Below are 21,157 nucleotides of genomic sequence, written 5' to 3'. Positions count from 1 at the left end.
TTTGGAGAGCGGCGCGGCGGCCAGGCGGTGTTATCGCATCGCAGGTGGGCCGCCGTGAGGCAGATGGCTGCGCGGGCTTGCGCTTGCGCCGGATGCTGCAGAAGCACGGCCGGAGCTTCCGGATGCGTCCGAACTCCCCGCACTTCCCCGGCTCGCCATGCTGCCTTGGCCGGCTGTGCGGGAGCGTTGCCCACGGAGCGGACGTGTGATCGATACGACGTACGGGCTGCCGGGTCGATGCCCGGTGTCAGCAAGGGCGGCGTCGAGTGTATCGGCCAGGCGCTGTTCAGACGTCGCATGTGCAAACGAAGTCGCTTGGGTTGAACTCCAGGCGTCCAGAAGCACCGTGGTGTCGCGCGTCATGAATAGCCATGCCGAGAATGACATGTCGTCTACACCGTCGGTGTAGCCGATCACGGGCGGTTGCGGTGTGGCCAGTTCCAGCAAGTCGAGAATGACTTGCGACTCGGTGTAGAGCACCACGACATGGGGCGGCCGGTCACGGGGTTGAACGGTAATCATGCGAATCCGATCGTCGGGGACACCGTGCTCCAGCAAGAAGTGGAAAAGCACTTCGGCATTTTCCTGACAAAAGGCTTCGGCTTCGGCTTCACGGCTCCAGTAGTAATGCGTCGTCGCGATCGCGGCTTCGCGCTGTTGGACGAGCAGGGAGGCTTTGGGATCGATCAGCTTCATGGCCTCGGCCAAAGCCGCGCGGTGTCCTGTCATCGCGTTGTTCCGCATCGGTCTCAGTTCGCCCCGATGGGTTCGCATCAGGCGCAAACGGCTCACATCGTGGAATGCCCGTTCGATGGCGGTGCGCACGTGTGCTTCGGGAAGATGACGTACCGCGTCGGCGATCTGCTGATACTTGATCGCAATGCCGTCGGGGGTGGCTTTGCGGCTCGGTGCGCAGCCACCTCCGCCGCACAGGCGTAACGGCGCATGGGCGCGCCATTGACCGGACGCGGCGTCATATGTCACCGGAACCTGTGCTTTCGCGTCGCTGCCCTGGGGGGCGTCGACGAGCCAATGGTTGCCGTCGCGTGCACGCGTCGCGCGGTAGTAACCGGCTTCACCCCGGATGTGGTGATGGCCGTTCACGAGCATCAGCCGCGCGTGACGGTCTGTCGGTAATGCGTCGGGCGTCAGGATGCGTTCATATCCCCGCAAGAATGCGCGTTCGCTCTCGATCTTGAAGTCGGCAGGCGAAGGGTTGACCGTGTCGGGGCTGTGCGGTGCCTGCGCAATGGCATAGCTTTGCGCTTCGTCGGTATCGCGTGCGCGCTCGTGCACGAGAGGCGCCTGCGGTGGCACGGGAGCTCCGTCGGCCTCGGGGCGGACGTATGTTTCGACGGGCTCTGACGGCAGCCGTCGGACGACATGGGCGGCGTTGGCGGCGTCGGGCAGGAAGGGCAGATTGACGACCCGCTGCGTGGCACGTCCCCCTTCCGACCCGGCAAAGTTGCGCGGGTCCACCCGTTGAACCGTCTCGTCCATCTCGCCTGACGTCAGCGGCGTGCCCCCCACTTCATTCGCGATTCTCAGTTGCTGCACTTGCGGAATCAGGCCGGTCGCCATACCGATCAAACCCGCGATCTGTTGCAGCGTCGCACCCGTTCTCGGGTCGAGCGCGTTGCCACTCAGTAGCTCGTGAAAGACGCAAATGGATTCGCTCAATTTGCGCAATGGCTGGTCTCCGGCGGATATGGCTCTCAGCACGTCGCCGAAGGCGTAGTGCGTTCGAATGGGCGAGTGTTCGATAGACACGCGCAAAACGTCGGCCTGCTCGTTCTCTCGCATCACGCTGATTTCTGCCGGGGGCGGCGCCGGATTCGCCGGAATACGACCGCCTTCGCCCGGATCGGCCGGATGCATGTCTTGGTCGCGTTGTGGCTCGTCGGTCGGGAGGGCATTCGGCGTGCCCGTATTGGCGGCAACGAGCATCACTGCGAAGGCGGTCCGCCAGGCCATCGGTGAGGCCGGGCTCAAGCGTATGCGCATGTCTACGGCGTGTGCGGCATGCGTTGCGCGCGCGAGGCACACGTGACGCAATTCCGTGGCGAAGGGCGCGCGCGGTCTGGGTTCCCGGTGATTTGCCGTGGGCGGAATGCCGTAGTGAGGTGTGGCGTTGGTGAGACGGTGATGTGACAGATATGGCATGACCCTATTTCCATAAGGTGTGCGACGCGTTGAAAGGAGCGGGCCCGGGCGGCTCACGCACGGCATCGGCGTTACGGGGTCCGCAAGCGCACCGGGGTAATGAGGTAACGGGGTAACGAGGTAACGAGGTAACGGTCAAGCCGGAATCAAAGCGGCGTGTCGTGGTCACGTTTCGGCGATGCGCCGGGTGGGGTCCGATGCGACGGGCCGGAGCGTATCGAGTCGCCCGCCGAACTGCCCTGGCTCCGCATGCTGAGGGAACTCCCGCTTGACGACGCGGCACGCTCCCGAGGCGCCGGGTACGGCCGAGTCAGCGATACCGTATAGGGACTGCCGGGAATTCGCCCTGTGTCGGCGAGTGCGATTTCGAGCATGCGCCTCACGTCGTCGGCGTCGTTGGTCCAGGGAAACGACGACGCCTTGATTCGGCTCCAGGGGTCAAGCAGTACGGTGGAGCCGCGCGACAGGAAGAGGGCGCCAGCAAACATGTCACCGGGAATGCCGTCATCGTGACCGAAGACGGGCGGCTGCGGCGTCGTCAGATCGAGCAGATCGATAAACGGGTCGGACTCCGTATAAAGCACCATCACATGCGGCGGGCGGCCTTGCGACCTCACGGTGATCATCCGGATGTTGTTGCCGGGCACGCCGCGTGTGAGCAGATAATGAAACAGGATTTCCGCGTTCTCCTGGCAGAACGCCTCGGAGCCCAGGTCGGCGAGACTGTATTCAATGTAGTTGTCATAGTGCATCGCCGTGATGAGGGCGGCCTCGCGTTGCTGTTCGAACAACGTCGAATGCGGATCGAGTCGCATCAACTGGCGCACCAGAATACGACGGTGCTCGACAATCGAGTTATCGCGCAATGACCGTAGGTCTTCACGATTGGTGCGCATCAGATGCAAGTGCGCGAGATCGCTGTATGCCTGCTGTATCGCGTCGCGCACGTCGCGGTCGGCAATATGGCGAATCGCCTCGGCGACGTCGTTCTTGCTCATGGCGACGCTATCGGGTGTGGACTCCCGGCTCGGGCCGCACCCCCCGCCGCACAACCGCAACGGCGCATCTGCCTGCCACTTGCCGGTCTGCGCGTCGTATCTCACCGGCACTTGCGCACGGGTGCCGCGCGGCGCATTGATCAGCCAGTGATCGGCGCTCTGGCCGGGCGTCACATGGTAGTAGCCGGATTCCCCAACGAGATAACGACGACCGTTGACGGCGATCAGCTGGCGATCCGGCATGGAAGGCATGGCGTGCGACGGCAGCGGCTGTTCGTATCCCTGCAGGTAATGATGTTCGCCTTCGATGCGCATTGCCTTGGCAGAGGCGGCATCATCGGTGTCCGGCAGGTGTGACCTGTCGTCTCGCTGGTCAGCGATGACGGGCGCGGGTTGACTATCGGGGTCGAGATCGTCGGCAACGCCGTCGGACGGCGCGACCGCAAGGGCATCGTCAACGGGCGCAGGCTCATGCATGGAGGCGCGTCTGAACCAAAGCGGGGGGACTTCCGGTGCTTCCGGTGCTTCCTGTGGTTCTGGCACGCCGTTCCCGAACGTGCGCGGGTCGCTCAGTTGCACCAAGCTGGTCAGCTCTGCCACTTGCGGGAATTTGCCATCGAGTGCGTCGGCAGTCAGCCCGGCCAAATGAGCGGGCAATCGCGCCAATTGCACCCTGGGTATCAAGCCCGTCGCGGCGTCGACAACGCCACCGATGCGCTTGGCCGTCTCAAGTGCCGGTGGATCGACGTCTTCACCGCTGATCGCGCTGTACACGTCCCCCAGGGTTTTGCCAAGACTGCGGAACGGCGCACTGGCGCTGGCGACCGCTCTGAGAAACTCCCGAAGGGTGTAATGAAGTTTGATGCCCGGCGCAGGCAGTGGATACATTTCGACTTCGGGCGATGCGTCAGCCAGCCCCACCGATGCGCTCGCCGAGGCATTGCCGGCCGCGTCCTCCCACTCCCGCTGTCCACCTTGAAAGCGGGGAAGCGTGGGCATGGCCAGCGCGGAGGGAGCGATGAGGTTTGCGACCAGAATCACCGCGAATGCGCTCGACCACGGGCTGGCGGACGAAGACGACTCGATACGGGCACTTGGCCGGCCCGATACGGCACGACCGAGGCGTTTGCGGCAATTGCGAGAGCCGTTAAATTCGCGAGGGAAGGCCGGCGTGGCGAGCGCATGTGTCTCGCGGGAGACGTCAATACGCTCGGTCTGGTAGCAGGGGGGAGCATTAATCGCACGACAATGCGACGAATACCGCATGAAATGACCTCCTGAAGATTGGCTGAATGTGTTGATGGCCGGACGGGCGCAATGCCGGTCCAGCCATTGACGAAGACTGCCATCGGGAGAGCCGGCCTGTTTGCGCTTCGGCCGGGGGCGTTATCGATTCCGTCGCAATGCGGCGAGACGGTGACGGAATTCATGCCGCGTCATGTGTCATGTGTCACCTGGCAGCGGCGGCATCGCGCTTCGACACTGAACGGGGTCTGGCGTGTGACTCGGATTCGGGGCGGTTCAACGGCCCGGGACGCGACAGCATGGTTCCCTCGCTGCCGGACACGTTTTCAAGACTGTGTCCCTGCTGCCCCCGCAGCCGGCACTTCCCGGGCTGGAGATGTTGCGCTGACGTGGTCGGAAAATGCGCAAGCCGAAGGGCCGAAGGGCCGGGTGACTGGATGAGCGGCACGGTGTACGGTTGGCCGCTTTGGTGCCCGGTGTCCCCGATCGAGTTATCGCCAGAGCCCCTTGTGTCGGGGCGGCTGGGGATCGAGCAAGGGACTGGCGTCGGAAGAATGATCCGGTGGATGACCAACGAGACGTTCGTTGGCGCCGGGGGAGTGTCGTGCGTTGCGCCGTCGGCGTGACGATCCGGGCGCACGACACACGCTCGCGCGTGCGTGAGCGCTCAGATGGCGAGCCGCCGGCGCGTGTCGTCGTATTCCTGCTTCAGACGCGCGATGATCTCGGCCGCCGGGCGAACGTCGTCCATCAGCCCCACACCCTGACCGGCGCCCCAGATGTCCTTCCACGCCTTTGCCTTGGCGAAATTCATGGCGGTCTTGTCGGCCGTGGGCAGGTCGTCGGGATCGAGACCAGCATTCAGAATGCTCTGGCGGATGTAGTTGCCCGACACACCAGTGAACAGGTTCGTATAAACGATGTCGTTGGCACTCGCGTCGACGATGGCTTGCTTATAGGGATCGCTCGCATTCGCTTCCGTTGAGGCGATGAAGCGCGTGCCGATGTACGCGAGGTCGGCACCCATGGCCTGTGCCGCGAGGATCGACCCGCCGTTGGCAATCGCGCCGGAAAGCACGATGGGGCCGTCGAAAATCTTGCGCACTTCGCCTACCAGCGCGAACGGCGAGAGCGTGCCCGCATGTCCGCCTGCGCCGGCGGCAACGAGGATCAGCCCATCCACGCCAGCTTCGAGCGCCTTGTTCGCATGACGCAAATTGATAACGTCGTGCAGCACGATACCGCCGTAGCTGTGGACGGCATCGAGCACTTCCTTCGGCGGCGCGCGCAGGCTGGTGATGAAGATCGGCACGCGATGCTCCACGCACACGCGCACGTCATGTTCGAGCCGCTGATTCGATTGATGCACGATCTGGTTGACCGCGAGCGGGCCCACGACGGCGTCCGGATTCGCGGCCTTGTACGACGCGAGTTCCTCGGTGATGCGAGAGAGCCAGTCTTCGAGAATCTGCGGCTCGCGCGCATTGAGCGCGGGGAACGAGCCGACAATACCGGCCTTGCACTGTGCGAGTATCAGTTCCGGGTAGCTCACGATGAACATCGGCGAGGCCACAACGGGCAGCGCCAGGTTTTGCAGAATCTTGGGAAGGGCCATGAAGTCTCCTTAAGCAGGACGTTCGGCGGTCGGTACCCTTTGCGTCGGTGCGCAATTTGCAGCGGTCCATTTTCGCGAACGATCGTTCGATTATAGGGGGATTCGTGCGTTGCCCGGTGAGCGGGCACTCGAAGAAGTCTTCGGTTCTGACGCACCGAATGGCCCCGTATCAGGGAAAGTCCCCTTGGGGGGGGATGGGGGACGCGTCTAGGATGAAATCGCGTGCCAGGTGGCGTCGGTATCATGACGTCACAGGACGAACGCCGCGTTAGCGACCGCAGCGTTCGTCCGGCACGTCACGTCCTCAAACGCCGCTTGCCGTGACTGGCAGGCGGCGTTGTTTTTTTGCCCCGCGCGGCGACACTCATACGGCGTAAAGCGTGTCCGTCTCGCTGTCATGGCGCAGCGCGCCCGCCTTCGCCAGTTCCGCCACGAGCGAGTCGAGCAGATCGGGCCAGCCCGACGGGGGCGCCAGCATCGCGGCCGCACTGCGCCACGCGCGCGCGGTATCGAGCGTGGCCTTGAGCGTCGCGCCTGCCATCTCTGCCTCAGCCATCAGACGAAAGACGATCAGCACCTTGAGTGCGTTGCGCGCGTTGCGTGCGGGATCGCTTTGCAGATAGTCGAGGCGTGCGCGTGCGGCGCGCAGGGCGCCGTCAATGCCGCCGAACGGCTTGCCGTGTCCGGGAATGACCAGCGAGACATCGAGCTGCTCGATGAGATTGAGCACGGCGGCTTGTTCGGCGAATCCCGACTCGCCATCCAGTTCGGGGAAGATCACGCCGAATCCGCGCTCCCATAGGGCGTCGCCGGAAATCAGGATGCCGTCGGTGGCGTTGTAGAGCATCAGGGCGTGCGGGTCGTGACCCGGGGCACCGAGCACCAGCCATTCGTGCTCGCCGAACGTCATGGCGTCGCCCGGCGAGAGCGTGTCGTCGAAGGTGAAGCGCGCGCATTGCTGCCCCGTCGCTTCGAACGACAGGCGCTGCTCGTCCCAATGGCGGACCGGATCGGCTTGCGCCGCCGGCACCCACGTGCGGCAGCCGTAGCGTGCCTGTAGCGCGGCGTTGCCGCCGCAGTGATCAGAGTGCAGATGCGTATTGACGAGCCGCGCGAGCGGCTGACCGTCCGGCAGCGCGTGCGCGACGAGCGCCAGCGTCTGTTCCGAGTGCGAGACGTAGCCGCTGTCGACCAGCGTGGGCTCGTCGCCGAGGAACAGGACATTGTTCGATGAGAGCCAGCCGCGCTCGAACACGCGCAGCCCGGCAGGAAGGGCAAGCGAGGTCATGGGCGTATCTCGTGAAGTGATGACACGGGGGATGGGCGGTGTTTCAGGCCGGTTTGGCGCACACGAGGATCTTCGCCGTGGCGGCAATTACCGTCTCGCCGCGTTGGTTGATCGCCTCGCCGTCGAGCGAAACGATGTCGCCCGTGAGCTTTTCTTTCCACAGACTGTCGGTGACCGTCCAGCGCACGGTGATGTCGTCGCCCGCATGCACGGCGCGGCGCAGTTTCATGTCGAATTCGAGCCCGAGCGGCTGGGCTGTCTTCGAGTAATGCGTGGCGAGCAGGGCAGCCAGATATGACATCTGTTGCGTACCGGAGGAGATCAGTCCGCCGAAACGCGAATCGGCACCCGCGTAGTCCGCGTCGTGATGCAGCGGATTGAAGTCGTGCGCCAGCGTGGAGAACTCGCGGATCGAGTCGGGCGAGAAGTGATGCGTGGCGGAGAACGTCTCGCCGATGGCAACGATTTTTCCCATATGCGGTAACGAAAGAGTAGGGCGCCGGGGCGCATCATGAGTTGTCTGCGCCGGGGGCGCCGATGACCACGCGACGATGCTGTACCGGCGGTTCCTCGTGCTCGGCACGCCGCGCGGGCAGCAACGACCAGATATGGCGCTTGTCGTCGTCGTCCATGGACGACCACGCGGCGATCTCACTGAGGGTGCGCCAGCAGCCCGAACACCAGCCGGTTGCCGGATTCATGCGGCAGATGTTGGTGCAGGGCGACGGGACGGAAGACGCGTGTGTCGTCATGGCAGCCATAAGGCGACGGTGGGTGGCGCGGCGTTCAGAGGGACAGGCCGAGCTTGGCCGCCTTCTCGCGCAGCTTGCCGTGAAAGCGCGCCTCATCGACGATGACGCGCTCATGCGTTCCTGCGCTGACTTTTTCCAGGCCGTCCCAGGCTTCGACTTCGAAGCGCAGTGTCCGGCCCGCGACGTCGACGAGCTTGCCCTGAATACGCAGCGTGTCACCTGCTGGCGTGGCGGCCAGATGCGAGAACGAGACGAGCGTGCCAAGCGATTGCTCGCGCGGCCAGTCGAGATACGGGCGAATCGCCTGCAGGCACGCGCATTCGAGAATGCCCGCGAGATAGCCCGTGGCCAGCACGGCCGGCATGTCGCGGCACAGTTCGACATCGTCATACAGTTCGGGGACCACGGCCTTTTTCGGCACGCGATAAGTCCACTCGAATGTCAGGCCCGGTACAAGTTCGGGGCTCGGCATGGCACGTCTCCTTGATGTTGTTCTTGGCTACGACGCTCAATCTTGCCGCCGCCGTGGCGCCGGCATTCGCTCAGACGCTCAGTCTCTGAGCGCCACGTCGACGACCGGCGCGCCCGTCATCGCAACGAGCTGCTGCGGCGTGAGGTTGAACACGGCATGCGGGTGCCCGGCGGCGGCCCACAGGCTCGCGAGCTTGAGCAGGTCTTCGTCGATCAGCGTGACCGGCGAGACGACATGCCCGATCGGGCTCACGCCCCCGATCGAATAGCCTGTCTTCTCCTTGACGAAGCGGGCATCGGCGCGGGCGAGTTCACCGACTTGCGCCGCCACCTTTTTCTCGTCGACGCGATTGATGCCGCTGGCAATCACCAGCACAGGCGTGTCGTCCGATGCGCGGCGAAAGATGATCGATTTCGCGATCTGCGCCACGTCGCAACCGAGTCCGGCGGCGGCCTCGGCAGACGTCTTGCCGGTGGCCGGCAGCAGCACGATCGGCTGATCGTGGCCTATGCCGGCGAGCAGTCGCGCGACGTGGCGTGCGCCTTCGGGAAGATCCTGCGCGTGCGCAGGTTCGGGAATCTGGGGTGTTTCGCTCATGTCGGGTCGATGTCCTCGAATCACATGGGGGGCGCGGATACCTTGTCCGGCACGGTGTCAGGCGCTGGCGGGGGCGGTGTCTTGCAGCTTCGCGAGCATGGCGCGTCCCACGCGCGATGCGTTCGGGCGGCCGATCGCCTGCGAAATGAAGTCGCCGGTGCGCACCACGGCCTCGAGATCGATCCCCGTCTCGATGCCCAGTCCGTGCAGCAGGTACAGCACGTCTTCCGTGGCGACGTTGCCCGTGGCGCCCTTGGCGTACGGACAGCCGCCGAGACCGGCAACCGACGAGTGGAAAATCGTGATGCCGGAGAGCAGCGCCGCGTAGATGTTCGCCGTCGCCTGGCCATACGTATCGTGGAAGTGACCGGACAGGCGCTCGATCGGGAACACTTTCGCGCAGGCTTCCATGACGTCACGGGTGCGCGAGGGCGTGCCCACGCCGATCGTGTCGGCGATGTCGATCTCGTCGCAACCGAGCGCCGCGAGCCGCTGCACGACGTCGACCACGCTGGCGACAGGGACTTCGCCCTGATACGGGCAACCGAGTGCGCACGAAATGCTGCCGCGAAGACGCAGGCCGGCGTCTTTCGCCGCGCGCGCCACCGGCTCGAAGCGCGTGATGCTCTCCTCGATGGAGCAGTTGATATTGCGTTGCGAGAACGCTTCGCTCGCAGCGCCGAAGATCACCACTTCATCGGCCTTCGCGGCCACTGCGCCCTCGAAGCCGCGCATGTTCGGCGTGAGTACCGAATAGATCGTGCCGGGACGGCGCTTAATGCCGGCCATGACCTCGGCGCCGTCGGCCATCTGCGGCACCCATTTGGGCGAGACGAACGACGCCGTCTCGACATTGGCGAAGCCGGCAGCCGACAGGCGGTCGACCAGCGCGATCTTGATGTCGGTCGGTACCGGTTGCTTCTCGTTCTGCAGACCGTCGCGCGGGCCGACTTCGACCACTTTTACGCGCTGCGGCAGTTGGGACGTCACCATGAGTTGTCTCCTCGTAGGGGCTGGCAATGGATCTGGCGGGGCGGCGTTTAGTATCCGCGCGTCAGATCGACGATGCCGGTAATGGCTTCGCCGCGCTCGAGGGCGGCAATCTTGCCCGCGATCTGCGCGACCGTCTCGTCGCGCAACGTCAGGGCCGAAATGTGCGGTGTGACGGTGACGCGCGGCTCACGCCAGAACGGATGGTCGGCGGGCAGCGGTTCCGTGCGAAACACGTCGAGCGTTGCGCCGGCGATCTGGCCGCTTTCCAGCGCGGCCAGCAGGTCGGGTTCGACCAGATGTGCGCCGCGTGCCACGTTGATCAGGAACGCGCCCTGCGCCAGCTTCGCGAACAGGCTGGTGTTGAGCACATCGACCGTTTCCGGCGTGAGCGGCAACAGGTTGACGAGAATGCGCGCACCGGACACGCAGGCGTCGAAGCCCGCACTGCCGTGATACAACTCGACGCCGCTGCCATCCGCGCCCTCGCTGCGTTGGCTGCGGCTCCACGCGCGAACCGGAAAGCCGAACGACTTCAGCGTTTTGGCGACGTGCGCGCCGAGCGTGCCGTAGCCGAGCACTGCGACAGGGAAGTCCGCGAGACGGTTCGGCTTCTGAAACTTCCATTGCCCTTGGGCTTGCTGATCGTCGAATACGTCGAGACGGCGGAAGTAGCGCAGGGCGGCGGCGCTCACGTACTGCGCCATCTGGTCGGCCATGCCGGCGTCTTCCAGACGCACCAGCGGCACGCCTGCCGGCAGGCGTTGCGCTCCTTCGCCGCGCGTGCCGAGCACCCCGTCGACACCGGCCCCCATATTGAAGATGGCTTTCAGGCGCTCGCGCGGTTGCAGCACTTCCGCGTTCGGCTTCCAGAGCACCAGATAGTCGGCCGGCGCGGTATCGCCGGGCTGCCAGGCGCGGATGCCGGCCTGCGGCAGATGCTCGGCGAGGCCGGTCTCGTACGGGGCGGTCTTGCCGTCCGGGGAAAAGATCAGGATGTCCATGAGGTGCGGGGCAAACGCGTATAGGAATGAGGCACGGCGACAGGGCTGGCGGTCTTGCGACACCTCCGCGCATCGAACGACGCCGGGGCGTGCGGTCGACCCGGTAGGCCGGTCATTCCGGGCGCGGTCTCGGTTACTCGATTGACGTTAACGTCAAGTGTAACGCAGCTTGTGGTGTGCCGCGTACTGGGGCGAGGCCGGAGGGGGGAGAGGCAAGCGGTGAGAGGCGGGGGACGGAGCGGCTGGGACCTCCGCCCCGCGTCAGTGGTGCGACGGGAACGGGTCAGTCGTTGGCGGCGGCGCGCAGCGTGACGAGGTTGACCGGCAGGTTGTGGTTGTCGTCCGCGATCCAGACTTCGCCGTCCTGAATCGTGCATTGCAGGCGCATCGTGCGCGAGGCCAGTGCCGTCAGCGCTTCGGCGGACGCTTCATCGAGCATGCGCACGGTGAGATTCGACAGGCGGGTGATCTGCGACTCGGTCGCTTGCCACCAGATCGCGGCCGGCTTGCCGCCGTAGGCCAGAACGTCCACATGCTCCGCCCGGCCGGCTGCCTTGACGAGGCGGCGCGCGTCGGGCTGCCCGACGTCGATCCACCGGACGATGTCGCCCCCGAAGTCGTGTTCCCACAGATCGGGCTCATCGGCCGTGGAGATACCCTTGCCGAACGAGAGGCGCTCGCCCGCGTACAACATGAAGGCGAGCAGGCGCACCATCATGCGTTCGTCGGTTTCCGACGGATGCCGGGCCAGCGTCAGGCTATGGGAGGCGTAATAGTGGCGGTCGAGGTCGGTGATTTGCACCTCGGCCTTGTAGATAGTGGCTTTGAGTGCCATGCCGGGAAACCGCAGGAATGAAGAAAGTCGCAAGCATACACCAGCACCCGGTGCCCGCTCTTTTGCCTCGCACGGCTTGCCGCGCCGCAGCGAGGGGGCAGCAAGCTCGGTATACTGGCTGCCCGACTTTCCTGATGTATCTCCATGCCGGTTTCTGCACCGCAAACGATCGACGTCAACGGCTATCCGATGGCGTACGTCGAAACCCCCGCACCTGCCGACGCCGTCGGCGCACCGCTCGTGCTGGTTCACGGCTCGCTTTGCGATTGTCGCTACTTCAAGCCGAACATGACGCCGCTGGGACAACGGCGGCGAGTGATCTCGGTGAGCCTGCGCCACTATTGGCCGGAAGCCTGGAGCGGCCGTGACGGCACGTTCTCCGGCGAGCAGCACGCCGAGGATCTGGCCGCGTTCATCACGGCGCTCGGCGTCGGTCCCGTTCACGTGCTTGGCCATTCGCGCGGCGGCTATGTCGCGCTGCGCACGGCACTGCTGGCGCCGGACACCGTACGTTCGCTGATCCTTGCCGATCCGGGGGTGGAGATCAGCGGCGGCCCGGTTCAGGTGCCGCCCGACAGCGAACGAGGTAATTTCCGCCAGGCGGCGCTTGCCGCGATCGAGGCGGGCGATATCGACGGCGGTCTGGCCATCTTCATCGATACGGTGAGCGGACCGGACACGTGGCGCCGCATGGTGCCCTGGTTCAAGCAGATGGTGCGCGACAATGCGCTTACCTTGATCGGTCAGGTGGCCGAGCCGCGCACGCCGTTGCCGATCGATGCCCTCGGCGCCTTGCATGCGCCGGTCTTGCTGATGGGCGGCGCGGAGAGCCCCGCGCCCTATCCGGACGTGTTGAACGCGCTCGCGCACGCCATGCCGGAAGCCCGCCGCATGGTGATTCAGGACGCATCGCATGGCATGAACCTCGCCAATCCGATTGCGTTTCACCGCGCGGTGGACGCCTTCCTCGGGAACGACTAACGCCCGGAACCGATGGACGCCTGGACGACGGTGTTGCCTGACACCTGACGCGAGCCCGTCGCCTCGACTTCTCGTTTCATCCTCATTCGTCGCGCAGCACGCCAGGACCCAGCCGCAGGCTCAGCGTACGGACCAGATCGGCCATCCACGCCTGATCGCGGTCCGACAACTTCTGCATTGCCCGGTTGAGCGACGGATACGGATCGCACGGCGCCGCCGCACCCGGTCCAGCGTCTGCTGCCATGCCGTTTGACGAATCGAACGCCAGCAGCTCATGCGGCGGCAGCCCCAGCGTGTCCGCCAGAATGCAGATGTTGCGCAGCGAAATATTGCGCTTGCCACGCTCGACACCGCTCAGATAAGAACGCGCCAGTCCGCTTTCCAGCGCCAGCTTGTCTTGCGCCCAGTTGTATTTCTTGCGCAAGCCGGCAAGGTGTCTGCCGAATCGAAATAAATTGGTGTCCATAAGAATGTTTTCCTTGTTAGGGACGAGAAGATTGAAACAAAAATCCGGTATTGAGGACGGTGCCTCGGGTATCCCCCGTTTGCGAGGCACGAACTGCCGGGGCCGCAATGCGGATTTTTTGCGAACTTTCGGAGAAGGCACAAAATGCGCGAGTTTTCCGAGGGTAGTGATGGCGCCAGTCTGCGTACCGCTGCGAAGGCATTGCGATACGTCTTGTCGCACTCCCATCTACCGGAGCCGCGCAGTGTGACACCGGACATGCGGAACCAAGCCGTGAGGGGATTCTGAAAGGTTCTGCTTTGGGATGTCACTCGATGTCGACGGGGCGAGTCCCATCCTGCGTCGAACCGTACGAGGTTGCAGCAGGCGTCAACCTGCTGTCATGCCCGTGGTGACTGGCGTACACGCGTTCTGCAACAAGCTGTGAGGCGTCGTTTGGCGCAACGCCGGACGCCCGCAGAGGTGATCGCTTTCGATAGGGGGCTTGGTAACTCTTACTGGACGAACGATCGCGCAATGCCCCCGAGATACGCGGGGGACTTTGCGCAATGTCCTAAGAATCAAATGCCCTGCTATCGCTCACTCTTCCTCGCCGCTGGCAAAACGCCGCGAGTCCTCGCGCGCGATGGCATCGGATCTGTGCGTCGAGGCAGGTTCACCGGAGGTGTTTGCATTGCCAGACGACATGTGCTCCGGCTCGCGGACGTGCGTTGCCGTATTCGCGCAGTTGGCCCTGTCGTCGTCGACGCGATAGCCCGCTTCCATGGACGCAGCGAATTGATGAGGTGCGGGCGAACCAGGGCCGACGAGGGCGCGCTGCGGGGCGTTGCTGAATGACGGGCGCGACGCAGTGGCGTCGTCAATGTCGTCGAGGTCTTCCCCCTCGTCGCCAACGTTGTCGCCGTGCGTGGAGGGCGACGCTGCGCCGCAGTCTGTGCCGGGGCGTGCGACGGCCGGGGCCGCGTGACTCAGACGCGAACTGAGGCTTCGGATGATTTCGGCGAGCCAGACCTGGTCGCGGTTTTCCAGCCGGCACAGGGAGCGGCTGATTTGGGGCAGCGGTGTGCGCTCTGACGGCGCCGTGGTGTCTCCGGCGCCGGACGCCGCCTGAGCGAAGCGCAGCATCTCTGACGTTGGCACACCGAGCGTATCGGCCAGCACGCAGATATTGACGAGGGCGACGTTGCGTCTGCCGCGTTCGATACCGCTGACATACGAGCGTGCCAGACCGCTCTCGAGAGCAAGTTTCTCCTGCGACCAGCCGCGCGCCTTTCGCAGGCGTGCCAGATGGTCTCCGAACAGCGCGAGTGGATTCGTTTGCATGGCGGAACTCCGTTGACGAGTCACACAGCGTAATCAATCCCCCCGCGCCCTGCGACGTTATATCGCTCTCCTCCCCATGCGTGACAGGCGGGCCTCTATAAAGAGTCGGTGACGCTAATAGCGCAAAATTTATCGGACGCTTCCCAATTCATCGGACAGCGCGGGTATCGGTTCACGCGCTTTACGGATCGGCAAGTGCCAGTTTTCCCCCAGCGCGACGCCCGCCAGAATGAGTGCGCCACCGATGAGGTGATAGCTCGCGAGATGCTCGCCAAGGCCGAACGCGGCGATGAGTGCCGTGAAGATCGGTACGAGGTTGATGACGACGGTGGCGCGTCGCGGGCCGATACGCGCGACACCGATCATCCAGATAAACGGCGCGGCCACCGAGACGGGGAGGGTGGCGAAGGCCAGTTGTGGCAGGTTGTCCATCGAGACACCTGCCTTCGGCGAAAACAGATAGAAGGGCAGCAGGACGACAACAGCGCACATGATCTGCACGTAGAGCGACGGCAGCGGCGCGAGCGGCAATTGCCACTTGCGCAGCAGCACGCAATAGATCGCGTAGGCGAGCATGGCGGCGACCATCATGGCGTCGCCGACGCCGATACCCTGATCCGCCAGATGCAGAAAAGAGCCGTGCCCGACCACCTGCAACACGCCGACGATCGACAGTACGCCGCCGGCGAGCGCACCCGCAGTGAGCGCGTCGCCCAGCACGATGACGGCAAGCGTCAACGTGGTGAGGGGCAGCAGCGCCAGAATGATCCCCATGTTGGTGGCACTCGTGTAGTGCGCGGCCGAGTAGGCGAGGCCCTGATAAATCGCCATGCCAAGCACGCCGAGCGTTGCGTACTGCGGCAGATGTGGCAGAAACGTCCGGCGTGCGCGCCACAGCGCCGGCAATGCGAACGGCGTGAGAATCAGCCAGGCGGCGAACCAGCGCAGAAATGCAATCTCGGCAGGGAAAATGTGACCGACAGCGAGCTTGTTGACGATCACGTTAGCTGACCAGATCAGTACGGCAGTCAGCGGCAGAATGAAATTGAACATGGGTCAGGTGCCGGCGGGTTGTACGGCCGGCGAATCATGAAAGCGGGCGGGAAGTCGGAAGTGGGGGCCGGGCGACGCCGGTCGTGCGCGTCGTGTGGCAGTACACGATGTTGCGAATTGTCCGCCTGAAAGTGCCGGGTCGCATAGCGGATTTAAGACAAACGATAAGGCATTTCAGACGCGACGTTGGCGCCCGGCAACGACCGCTGGTTGGACCGGTTCGACCAATCTGTCCTGGCGCCACGCGCCGCAGGTAGAATGGCGCCATGCCAGGCTCAGAAACGTGGATCGCGTAGGCGCCATGCCGAGCCAGGCCCCACGGTGCGGTGGCATCGTGCGTGTTTCGTGATGGATGATCGGAGCAGCATGGTGTCATTGAGTGAGCAAGACCGTTTGGCGCACGCCGACGGTTCACATCAGCAGCGTAATGCGTCGTCCCTCTCTGCCATTGACCCGGCAGTCGCGGGGAAGGGAAAACGTTTCGTACGACGTATCTATCGTCTGCGCACGATTGGCCTGGGCATCGGGTTCCTCTGCGTTGCCGGCGTGTTCTATCGCCACGAGCCGTCCGCGCCGCTGTGGCTCTGGGCGCTGCTGATCTTCAACGGATTTGTCTGGCCACATCTGGCTTGCGTGCTGGCGCTATCGCGCCCCGTCCCTTATCGCGCCGAGCGCGCCAACCTGCTGGTCGATGCCGCATTCGGGGGCTTCTGGGTCGCCGCGATGCAATTCAATTTGTTACCGAGCGTGGTGGTGCTGACGATGATGTCGATGGACAACATCGGCGCGGGCGGCATTCGACTGTTTCTTCAGGGATTGCTCGCGAACGTGGCCGGTGTGCTGATCGGCATTGCGGTGCTCGGCTTCACATGGGCACCGGCGTCTGACACGTTCAATGTCATCACCAGCTTGCCGATGTTGATTCTGTATCCCATCGCGCTGGGAAAGGTGACGTATGACCTGGCGCAGAAACTGGCGCAGCGCTCGCGTGAGATGGAGTATCTGTCACGGCACGACGGGCTGACGGGTTTGCTCAACCGACGGGCATGGGAGCAACGGCTGGCCGAGATTCATGCGCATTGCCGGCTCACAGGGCAGCCGGCGTGTCTGGTACTGATGGATCTGGATCACTTCAAGCGCATCAACGATACGTTGGGCCATGCGGCGGGCGACACAGCGTTGCGACGCTTTGCCGGGCTGCTGCGTCAGCGCTTGCGTGAGATCGATGCCGTTGGCCGGTACGGCGGGGAGGAGTTCGGCGCCGTGTTGGTGAATACGGGCGGCGTGGCGGGCCAGGATCTGATGTACCGCCTGCTCGCCGATCTGCGTGCCCGGGTTGCACAAGCCGAGGCGCAGATCCAGACGCAGATGGCACAGACGGTATCGTTACCCGAATGCACTGTGAGCATTGGGCTGGTGCCGATCTCGAAAGCCTTCGATACCCCGCAATCGTGGCTTCAACTCGCCGACCGTGCGCTGTATCGCGCGAAACGCGCGGGGCGCGACGGCATGGTTGTCCTCGATGCGGAGGGCGCGGTGAGGACAGTTCGAGAGGGCGGCACCGACGCTGACGGAGGCACCGGCGCAACCGCCGGCGCGCGCTGATCAGCGCGAGCAGAGGCGCGAGAATGCGCTGCGCAGGGCGGCGGGCAGTGCGGCAGCGAAGCCGAACGGACGTGCGAGCGCAGCCAGCCCTTCGCCGTTGAGCACGCGAGCGCCTTCCAGATGCGTGGCCAGCAAGCAAAAATCCTCACGCTTCATGCCAACGCGCTGGCATGCCTTGTCAAGCTGTTTCAGATCGTTCGGGTGCAACGAGATGGTCAGGGTGATGCGCTCTAAGTCGGTATTCATTCTGTCAATTTTCTCTTTTCAATCCATCGGGCATGCCGCGCGGATGGGATGCGCATGCCAAGCGCCCACGCGATAACGCAGGCGAGCGTGACTCGACGGCGCGCGATCGGCCGGTGTGGCCGACATGGCAAACACGTCGAGCGCGGAGAAAGACGCCATCGTGGCGGCGATGTCCGTTCTGACGATGCCTGCGATGTGTGATCGGGGCGTCGGGTTGTCTGATGCAACGCGTGGGCAATACGAGGCTGTGGGCGCGCAATCCGCCGCCTCAAATGCGGGCGGCGGTACGGCTCTGACGCGTGGGAGCGATGCCTCGTAACAGCAGGGAGGGATGACTCTCCATCCGGGCATGGCGTATGCGCCGGAATACAGCATGAGTACTGCGAACTACCATTGCGGGTACTGCTTGAATTCACTACGAAAACGGCTGTTGCCAAACGTCGGCAACGGGTGGTGCGGTGATGCGAGACCTTCCGTACTGCAGGACTGCGGGTGATGCGTGTACAGCGATGCAGACGTGAAACTTCCGATGCTGCGACTTGCTGAACTGCTACTGCGGATAAAGCGGAACTACCCGAACGACTTAACTTCCGACTGCTACTGCTACTGCTACTGCTACTGCTACTGCTACTGCTACTGCTACTGCTACTGCTACTGCTACTGCTACTGCCGGACGACGCTGATTTATGCGGCGTCCTTAAACTGGATGCGCGAGCAGCGCGTATTGCGGTGGCTACGGCGATATCGCAACACGCGCTCCAGGTGACTCGCTGCGGCTGTGCGTGCCGCGCGACGATGCAACTGCATCACACGCGCTGCCGAGACCGTAACGGCGACGGTGGCAACGACCAACCAACTGACGAAAACCACGGCATTTCTCCCGGATGACTGCAGCGTCTGAAAAACCGGAGCGCGTCGAATTCAAAGGGAAATCCAAAAAGCGTGGTTACTGCCGGTTGCCACTGCATCGAACATCAATGGAGTTGAATTCTAAATAGATTCCCGAATAGGGTAAACCCTTAAAATCGCGAATAGTGTATTTTTTTAGACGAATCCATTCCATTTTCCAAACAATCGTTTGAAATTTGAGCGGCGGAATGCATCGAGAGAATCGGCCCGAAACCGCATGCTTCAACGCGTTCGGGCCGATTGCCGGACGAAGAATCAGAAGCTGTGCTTCAAGCCCATGCCGACCAGCAATTGGGTCCGTGCGCCGGCGTCGAGACCGTACGAACCGACCGAGGCGGTAGCTTTCACAACGCTGCCGCGATCCAGCGTCTTGCCGACAGCCTGCTGGTAGCCGCCGATAACGTATGTCGACGTACGCTTGGAGAGCGCATACGTCACGCCGGCGTTGAACTGGTTGTAATGCGCACGGACAGCGCGAGCGCCGCGCAGGCGGGTATAGCTGTAACCGATCCCCGTGTTGATTGCCGGCGTCAGCGCGTAAGTGGCGAAGGCGTTGACCGTGTCGAAATTCGCCGTGCCGGTGAAATCCGAAAGACCATCGCTCGCGTATTGCGCGTTTGACAACGACAGCCCCAGAATTGCCGGGCCTACCGCGTACTTTCCGCCCACGCGCACAATGCGCACCTTGCTTGCCGCTCGGAAGCCGCGGTTGATCGCTGAGCCGAACAGCGAGCCCGCGCTGCTGGTCCAATCGCGATAGCCATAGTCGTGATGCTGCCTGTCGAGCATCCGCTTGCTGCCACCATCCGCGACGAAGAAGCCTGCGCCGAGCGAAACCGGACCATTACTGTAGGCACCCGCGAAGCCAAAAGTGCGGCCGGCCCCGTCCTTGCCTGCCACATTGCCCGTCGCGTACATGCCCTCGAATTGCAGGCCGCCGAAGTTCGGCGTGGCGTAGCGGATCGAGTTGTTGACGCGCGCGCCGTTGTCGTAGTTGTCGACGTCGCCAGGCGTGGCGAAGAAGCCGCCGAAGTAGCCGTCGGCGGTCGTGCCCTGCACGAGATTGACGACCGGGTCGTATTGACGGCCGATCGTCACTTCGCCCCATTGGGTGCTCTTCAGGCCGACGATGGCCTTGCGCCCGAACGCACGGCCGCCGTTACCCATCTCGCCGTTGACCGCGTTGAATCCGCTCTCCAACTGGAACAGTGCGGAAAGCCCCTGACCCAGGGGTTCCGTGCCGCGCAGGCCCCAGCGGCTGCCGGAGATGATGTTGCTCGTGATCATCGACTTCGACTGCGGGCCGTTGCGGGTGGCGGTGTGATTGGCGTGTACGAAACCCGAATCGATCGTGCCGTAGAGGGTGACGTTGCTCTGCGCACTGGCACTGGCAGGCAGCGACAGCAGCGTGAGCGTGGCAGCCAGCGCGAGGGCGCGCAGACCGGTGGGCGTATGTGGGAGTTGAGTCATGGTGTCGAGCGCCTTGCCGCGCATGGTTGAAATCGACACCGAGAATATTTCCGAACACCTATTCGGATTCCTTATGAAAATTCCGAATGAGCGAAAATCCGCATGGCAGCGACCGCTTCTCTGGGTCGCTGCCGGAGTTTCTAGGAACCCTCCTCAAAATTTCTCGCTGAATAACGCAGTAAGCGGTAGCGCGGAGACATCCCCGCTGAGGGTGTCAGGACTTGGCCTTCGGCAGACCGGCGCGTCGCAGCGCCACACGCGACAGCGCGGCCCAGTCGAGCTGGCCTTCGCCGTGTGCGAGGCTGTCGAGATGGTTGTCGCGCAGCACAGTGCCGAACGGCATCGGCACGTTCGCGGCTTCGCCCGCAAGCAACGCCAGGCGAACATCCTTGGCGCCGAGCACAAGTTTGAAGCCGGCCGGCTCGAAGACCTCCTTTGCAATCGCTGCGCCGTAGCCCGTATAAGCGGGTGTCGCGAACACTGCGGTGGTGATCATGTCGAGGAAGTCGGCGCCGGCCACACCGTGACCTTGCGCGAGCGCGGCAGCTTCGCTCATCGATTCGATGGCGCTGGCGATCATGAAATTCGCAGCGAGTTTCACGACGTTGGCCTGCTCGGGCGAGTCTCCGAAGCGCCAGGTGCGTTGACCCAGCACATCGAAGATCGGTTGAACGGTGTCGATGACCGCCGTCTCGCCCGCCGCCAGAATGTTGAGATTGCCCGCCTCGGCGACATTCACACGCCCCAGCACCGGTGCTGCGACATAGCGCAGGCCGAGTGACTCACATTGCGCCAGCATCTCCCGGGCGAACTCGAGCGAGACGGTGGCCATGTTCACGACGATGGCGCCGCGCGGCAGCGCGCCCAGCGCACCGCCGCCGGCACCTTCGCAGAGTACGGTGCGCGAAGTGTCGTCATCGGCCAGCATGGCGATCAGAACGTCTGCACCGCGAGCGGCATCTGCCGGGGTAGCGCCCGGCGTGGCGCCATCTGCGGCCAGCGCGTCGACGGGGCCGCGCGAGCGATTCCACACGCGCAGTGCGAATCCCGCCTTAAGCAGATTGCGCGCCATGGGGGCGCCCATCGTGCCGAGTCCGAGAAATCCGATATTCATACGTTCTCCTGATGCCAAGGATGTAGGTGTC

The 21,157-nt window shown here is 63.9% G+C and carries 20 protein-coding genes; 2 read left to right on the top strand and 18 right to left on the bottom strand.

Features of this window, described 5'->3' with window-relative positions; translation table 11 throughout:
- Positions 1–30: 30 nt before the first annotated feature.
- From PBR20603_RS02240 to PBR20603_RS02190, 11 genes are all read right to left on the bottom strand, one after another.
- The gene (locus tag PBR20603_RS02240; RefSeq protein ID WP_150557905.1) at positions 31–2,163 is read right to left on the bottom strand and encodes a hypothetical protein; all 2,133 of its coding nucleotides are present in this window, start codon (positions 2,161–2,163) and stop codon (positions 31–33) included.
- A 146-nt stretch (positions 2,164–2,309) separates the two neighbouring features.
- Positions 2,310–4,427: a hypothetical protein gene (locus PBR20603_RS02235; protein WP_150557904.1), complete on the bottom strand. Its 2,118-nt coding sequence runs from the start codon at positions 4,425–4,427 to the stop codon at positions 2,310–2,312.
- Between the two features lie 646 nt (positions 4,428–5,073).
- Positions 5,074–6,021, bottom strand: coding sequence for an NAD(P)H-dependent flavin oxidoreductase (locus PBR20603_RS02230; protein WP_150557903.1), 948 nt, complete (start codon positions 6,019–6,021; stop codon positions 5,074–5,076).
- Between the two features lie 364 nt (positions 6,022–6,385).
- A complete protein-coding gene (locus PBR20603_RS02225) occupies positions 6,386–7,309 on the bottom strand; it encodes an MBL fold metallo-hydrolase (protein WP_150557902.1) in 924 nt (307 codons plus the stop codon).
- Between the two features lie 43 nt (positions 7,310–7,352).
- Positions 7,353–7,784 carry a MaoC family dehydratase gene (locus PBR20603_RS02220; RefSeq protein WP_150557901.1) on the bottom strand — a complete coding sequence of 144 codons (432 nt, stop codon included), beginning with the start codon at positions 7,782–7,784 and terminating at the stop codon, positions 7,353–7,355.
- A gap of 34 nt (positions 7,785–7,818) precedes the next feature.
- Positions 7,819–8,061: a DUF1289 domain-containing protein gene (locus tag PBR20603_RS02215; RefSeq protein WP_150557900.1), complete on the bottom strand. Its 243-nt coding sequence runs from the start codon at positions 8,059–8,061 to the stop codon at positions 7,819–7,821.
- A 34-nt stretch (positions 8,062–8,095) separates the two neighbouring features.
- Positions 8,096–8,533 (bottom strand): thioesterase family protein, encoded by a 438-nt coding sequence (locus tag PBR20603_RS02210; RefSeq protein WP_150557899.1) that lies wholly within the window; start codon positions 8,531–8,533, stop codon positions 8,096–8,098.
- A gap of 78 nt (positions 8,534–8,611) precedes the next feature.
- Positions 8,612–9,130 carry a YbaK/EbsC family protein gene (locus PBR20603_RS02205; protein ID WP_150557898.1) on the bottom strand — a complete coding sequence of 173 codons (519 nt, stop codon included), beginning with the start codon at positions 9,128–9,130 and terminating at the stop codon, positions 8,612–8,614.
- Between the two features lie 57 nt (positions 9,131–9,187).
- Positions 9,188–10,123 carry a hydroxymethylglutaryl-CoA lyase gene (locus PBR20603_RS02200; RefSeq protein ID WP_150557897.1) on the bottom strand — a complete coding sequence of 312 codons (936 nt, stop codon included), beginning with the start codon at positions 10,121–10,123 and terminating at the stop codon, positions 9,188–9,190.
- 47 nt (positions 10,124–10,170) lie between these two features.
- Positions 10,171–11,124, bottom strand: a complete 954-nt coding sequence (locus PBR20603_RS02195; RefSeq protein WP_150557896.1) for a 2-hydroxyacid dehydrogenase — start codon at positions 11,122–11,124, stop codon at positions 10,171–10,173.
- A gap of 283 nt (positions 11,125–11,407) precedes the next feature.
- Positions 11,408–11,959, bottom strand: coding sequence for a YaeQ family protein (locus tag PBR20603_RS02190; RefSeq protein ID WP_150557895.1), 552 nt, complete (start codon positions 11,957–11,959; stop codon positions 11,408–11,410).
- 144 nt (positions 11,960–12,103) lie between these two features.
- Between PBR20603_RS02190 and PBR20603_RS02185 the strand changes: the two genes are divergently transcribed.
- Positions 12,104–12,940 carry an alpha/beta fold hydrolase gene (locus PBR20603_RS02185; RefSeq protein WP_150557894.1) on the top strand — a complete coding sequence of 279 codons (837 nt, stop codon included), beginning with the start codon at positions 12,104–12,106 and terminating at the stop codon, positions 12,938–12,940.
- Between the two features lie 82 nt (positions 12,941–13,022).
- On the opposite strand, the gene PBR20603_RS02180 is transcribed toward PBR20603_RS02185, so the two are convergent.
- The 3 genes from PBR20603_RS02180 to PBR20603_RS02170 form a co-directional block, all read right to left on the bottom strand.
- Entirely contained in the window at positions 13,023–13,406 is a 384-nt protein-coding gene (locus PBR20603_RS02180) for a helix-turn-helix domain-containing protein (protein WP_150557893.1), read from the bottom strand.
- 579 nt (positions 13,407–13,985) lie between these two features.
- Positions 13,986–14,729, bottom strand: coding sequence for a helix-turn-helix domain-containing protein (locus PBR20603_RS24500; protein WP_343041907.1), 744 nt, complete (start codon positions 14,727–14,729; stop codon positions 13,986–13,988).
- A gap of 129 nt (positions 14,730–14,858) precedes the next feature.
- A complete protein-coding gene (locus PBR20603_RS02170) occupies positions 14,859–15,782 on the bottom strand; it encodes a DMT family transporter (protein ID WP_150557892.1) in 924 nt (307 codons plus the stop codon).
- 366 nt (positions 15,783–16,148) lie between these two features.
- Here PBR20603_RS02170 and PBR20603_RS02165 point away from each other — a divergent pair, with 366 nt between their 5' ends.
- Complete coding sequence (locus PBR20603_RS02165; protein ID WP_150557891.1) at positions 16,149–17,387, top strand: diguanylate cyclase; 1,239 nt, start codon at positions 16,149–16,151, stop codon at positions 17,385–17,387.
- Here the strand turns inward: PBR20603_RS02165 and PBR20603_RS02160 are convergent, their stop codons facing one another.
- The 4 genes from PBR20603_RS02160 to PBR20603_RS02150 all read right to left on the bottom strand — a co-directional run bounded on the left by PBR20603_RS02160 (position 17,388) and on the right by PBR20603_RS02150 (position 21,126).
- Entirely contained in the window at positions 17,388–17,633 is a 246-nt protein-coding gene (locus PBR20603_RS02160) for a hypothetical protein (protein WP_150557890.1), read from the bottom strand. It abuts the gene before it with no gap.
- A gap of 18 nt (positions 17,634–17,651) precedes the next feature.
- Complete coding sequence (locus tag PBR20603_RS24040) at positions 17,652–17,792, bottom strand: hypothetical protein (protein WP_174977750.1); 141 nt, start codon at positions 17,790–17,792, stop codon at positions 17,652–17,654.
- Positions 17,793–18,797: 1,005 nt separating this feature from the next.
- Positions 18,798–20,012 carry a porin gene (locus PBR20603_RS02155; RefSeq protein WP_150557889.1) on the bottom strand — a complete coding sequence of 405 codons (1,215 nt, stop codon included), beginning with the start codon at positions 20,010–20,012 and terminating at the stop codon, positions 18,798–18,800.
- A 214-nt stretch (positions 20,013–20,226) separates the two neighbouring features.
- Complete coding sequence (locus PBR20603_RS02150; RefSeq protein WP_150557888.1) at positions 20,227–21,126, bottom strand: NAD(P)-dependent oxidoreductase; 900 nt, start codon at positions 21,124–21,126, stop codon at positions 20,227–20,229.
- Between the last annotated feature and the right edge of the window lie 31 nt (positions 21,127–21,157).

Origin of the sequence: Pandoraea bronchicola, from assembly GCF_902459805.1 — a bacterium.
Classification (GTDB): domain Bacteria; phylum Pseudomonadota; class Gammaproteobacteria; order Burkholderiales; family Burkholderiaceae; genus Pandoraea; species Pandoraea bronchicola.
Note: the sequence above shows the minus strand (reverse complement) of the source record. Positions and strands in the feature narration are given on the sequence as shown.

Coding starts and splice junctions, on each gene's coding strand:
- PBR20603_RS02240 (WP_150557905.1), bottom strand. CDS start 2,163: ATGCCATATCTGTCACATCACCGTCTCACCAACGCCACACCTCACTAC.
- PBR20603_RS02235 (WP_150557904.1), bottom strand. CDS start 4,427: ATGCGGTATTCGTCGCATTGTCGTGCGATTAATGCTCCCCCCTGCTAC.
- PBR20603_RS02230 (WP_150557903.1), bottom strand. CDS start 6,021: ATGGCCCTTCCCAAGATTCTGCAAAACCTGGCGCTGCCCGTTGTGGCC.
- PBR20603_RS02225 (WP_150557902.1), bottom strand. CDS start 7,309: ATGACCTCGCTTGCCCTTCCTGCCGGGCTGCGCGTGTTCGAGCGCGGC.
- PBR20603_RS02220 (WP_150557901.1), bottom strand. CDS start 7,784: ATGGGAAAAATCGTTGCCATCGGCGAGACGTTCTCCGCCACGCATCAC.
- PBR20603_RS02215 (WP_150557900.1), bottom strand. CDS start 8,061: ATGACGACACACGCGTCTTCCGTCCCGTCGCCCTGCACCAACATCTGC.
- PBR20603_RS02210 (WP_150557899.1), bottom strand. CDS start 8,533: ATGCCGAGCCCCGAACTTGTACCGGGCCTGACATTCGAGTGGACTTAT.
- PBR20603_RS02205 (WP_150557898.1), bottom strand. CDS start 9,130: ATGAGCGAAACACCCCAGATTCCCGAACCTGCGCACGCGCAGGATCTT.
- PBR20603_RS02200 (WP_150557897.1), bottom strand. CDS start 10,123: ATGGTGACGTCCCAACTGCCGCAGCGCGTAAAAGTGGTCGAAGTCGGC.
- PBR20603_RS02195 (WP_150557896.1), bottom strand. CDS start 11,124: ATGGACATCCTGATCTTTTCCCCGGACGGCAAGACCGCCCCGTACGAG.
- PBR20603_RS02190 (WP_150557895.1), bottom strand. CDS start 11,959: ATGGCACTCAAAGCCACTATCTACAAGGCCGAGGTGCAAATCACCGAC.
- PBR20603_RS02185 (WP_150557894.1), top strand. CDS start 12,104: ATGCCGGTTTCTGCACCGCAAACGATCGACGTCAACGGCTATCCGATG.
- PBR20603_RS02180 (WP_150557893.1), bottom strand. CDS start 13,406: ATGGACACCAATTTATTTCGATTCGGCAGACACCTTGCCGGCTTGCGC.
- PBR20603_RS24500 (WP_343041907.1), bottom strand. CDS start 14,729: ATGCAAACGAATCCACTCGCGCTGTTCGGAGACCATCTGGCACGCCTG.
- PBR20603_RS02170 (WP_150557892.1), bottom strand. CDS start 15,782: ATGTTCAATTTCATTCTGCCGCTGACTGCCGTACTGATCTGGTCAGCT.
- PBR20603_RS02165 (WP_150557891.1), top strand. CDS start 16,149: ATGGTGTCATTGAGTGAGCAAGACCGTTTGGCGCACGCCGACGGTTCA.
- PBR20603_RS02160 (WP_150557890.1), bottom strand. CDS start 17,633: ATGAATACCGACTTAGAGCGCATCACCCTGACCATCTCGTTGCACCCG.
- PBR20603_RS24040 (WP_174977750.1), bottom strand. CDS start 17,792: ATGGCGTCTTTCTCCGCGCTCGACGTGTTTGCCATGTCGGCCACACCG.
- PBR20603_RS02155 (WP_150557889.1), bottom strand. CDS start 20,012: ATGACTCAACTCCCACATACGCCCACCGGTCTGCGCGCCCTCGCGCTG.
- PBR20603_RS02150 (WP_150557888.1), bottom strand. CDS start 21,126: ATGAATATCGGATTTCTCGGACTCGGCACGATGGGCGCCCCCATGGCG.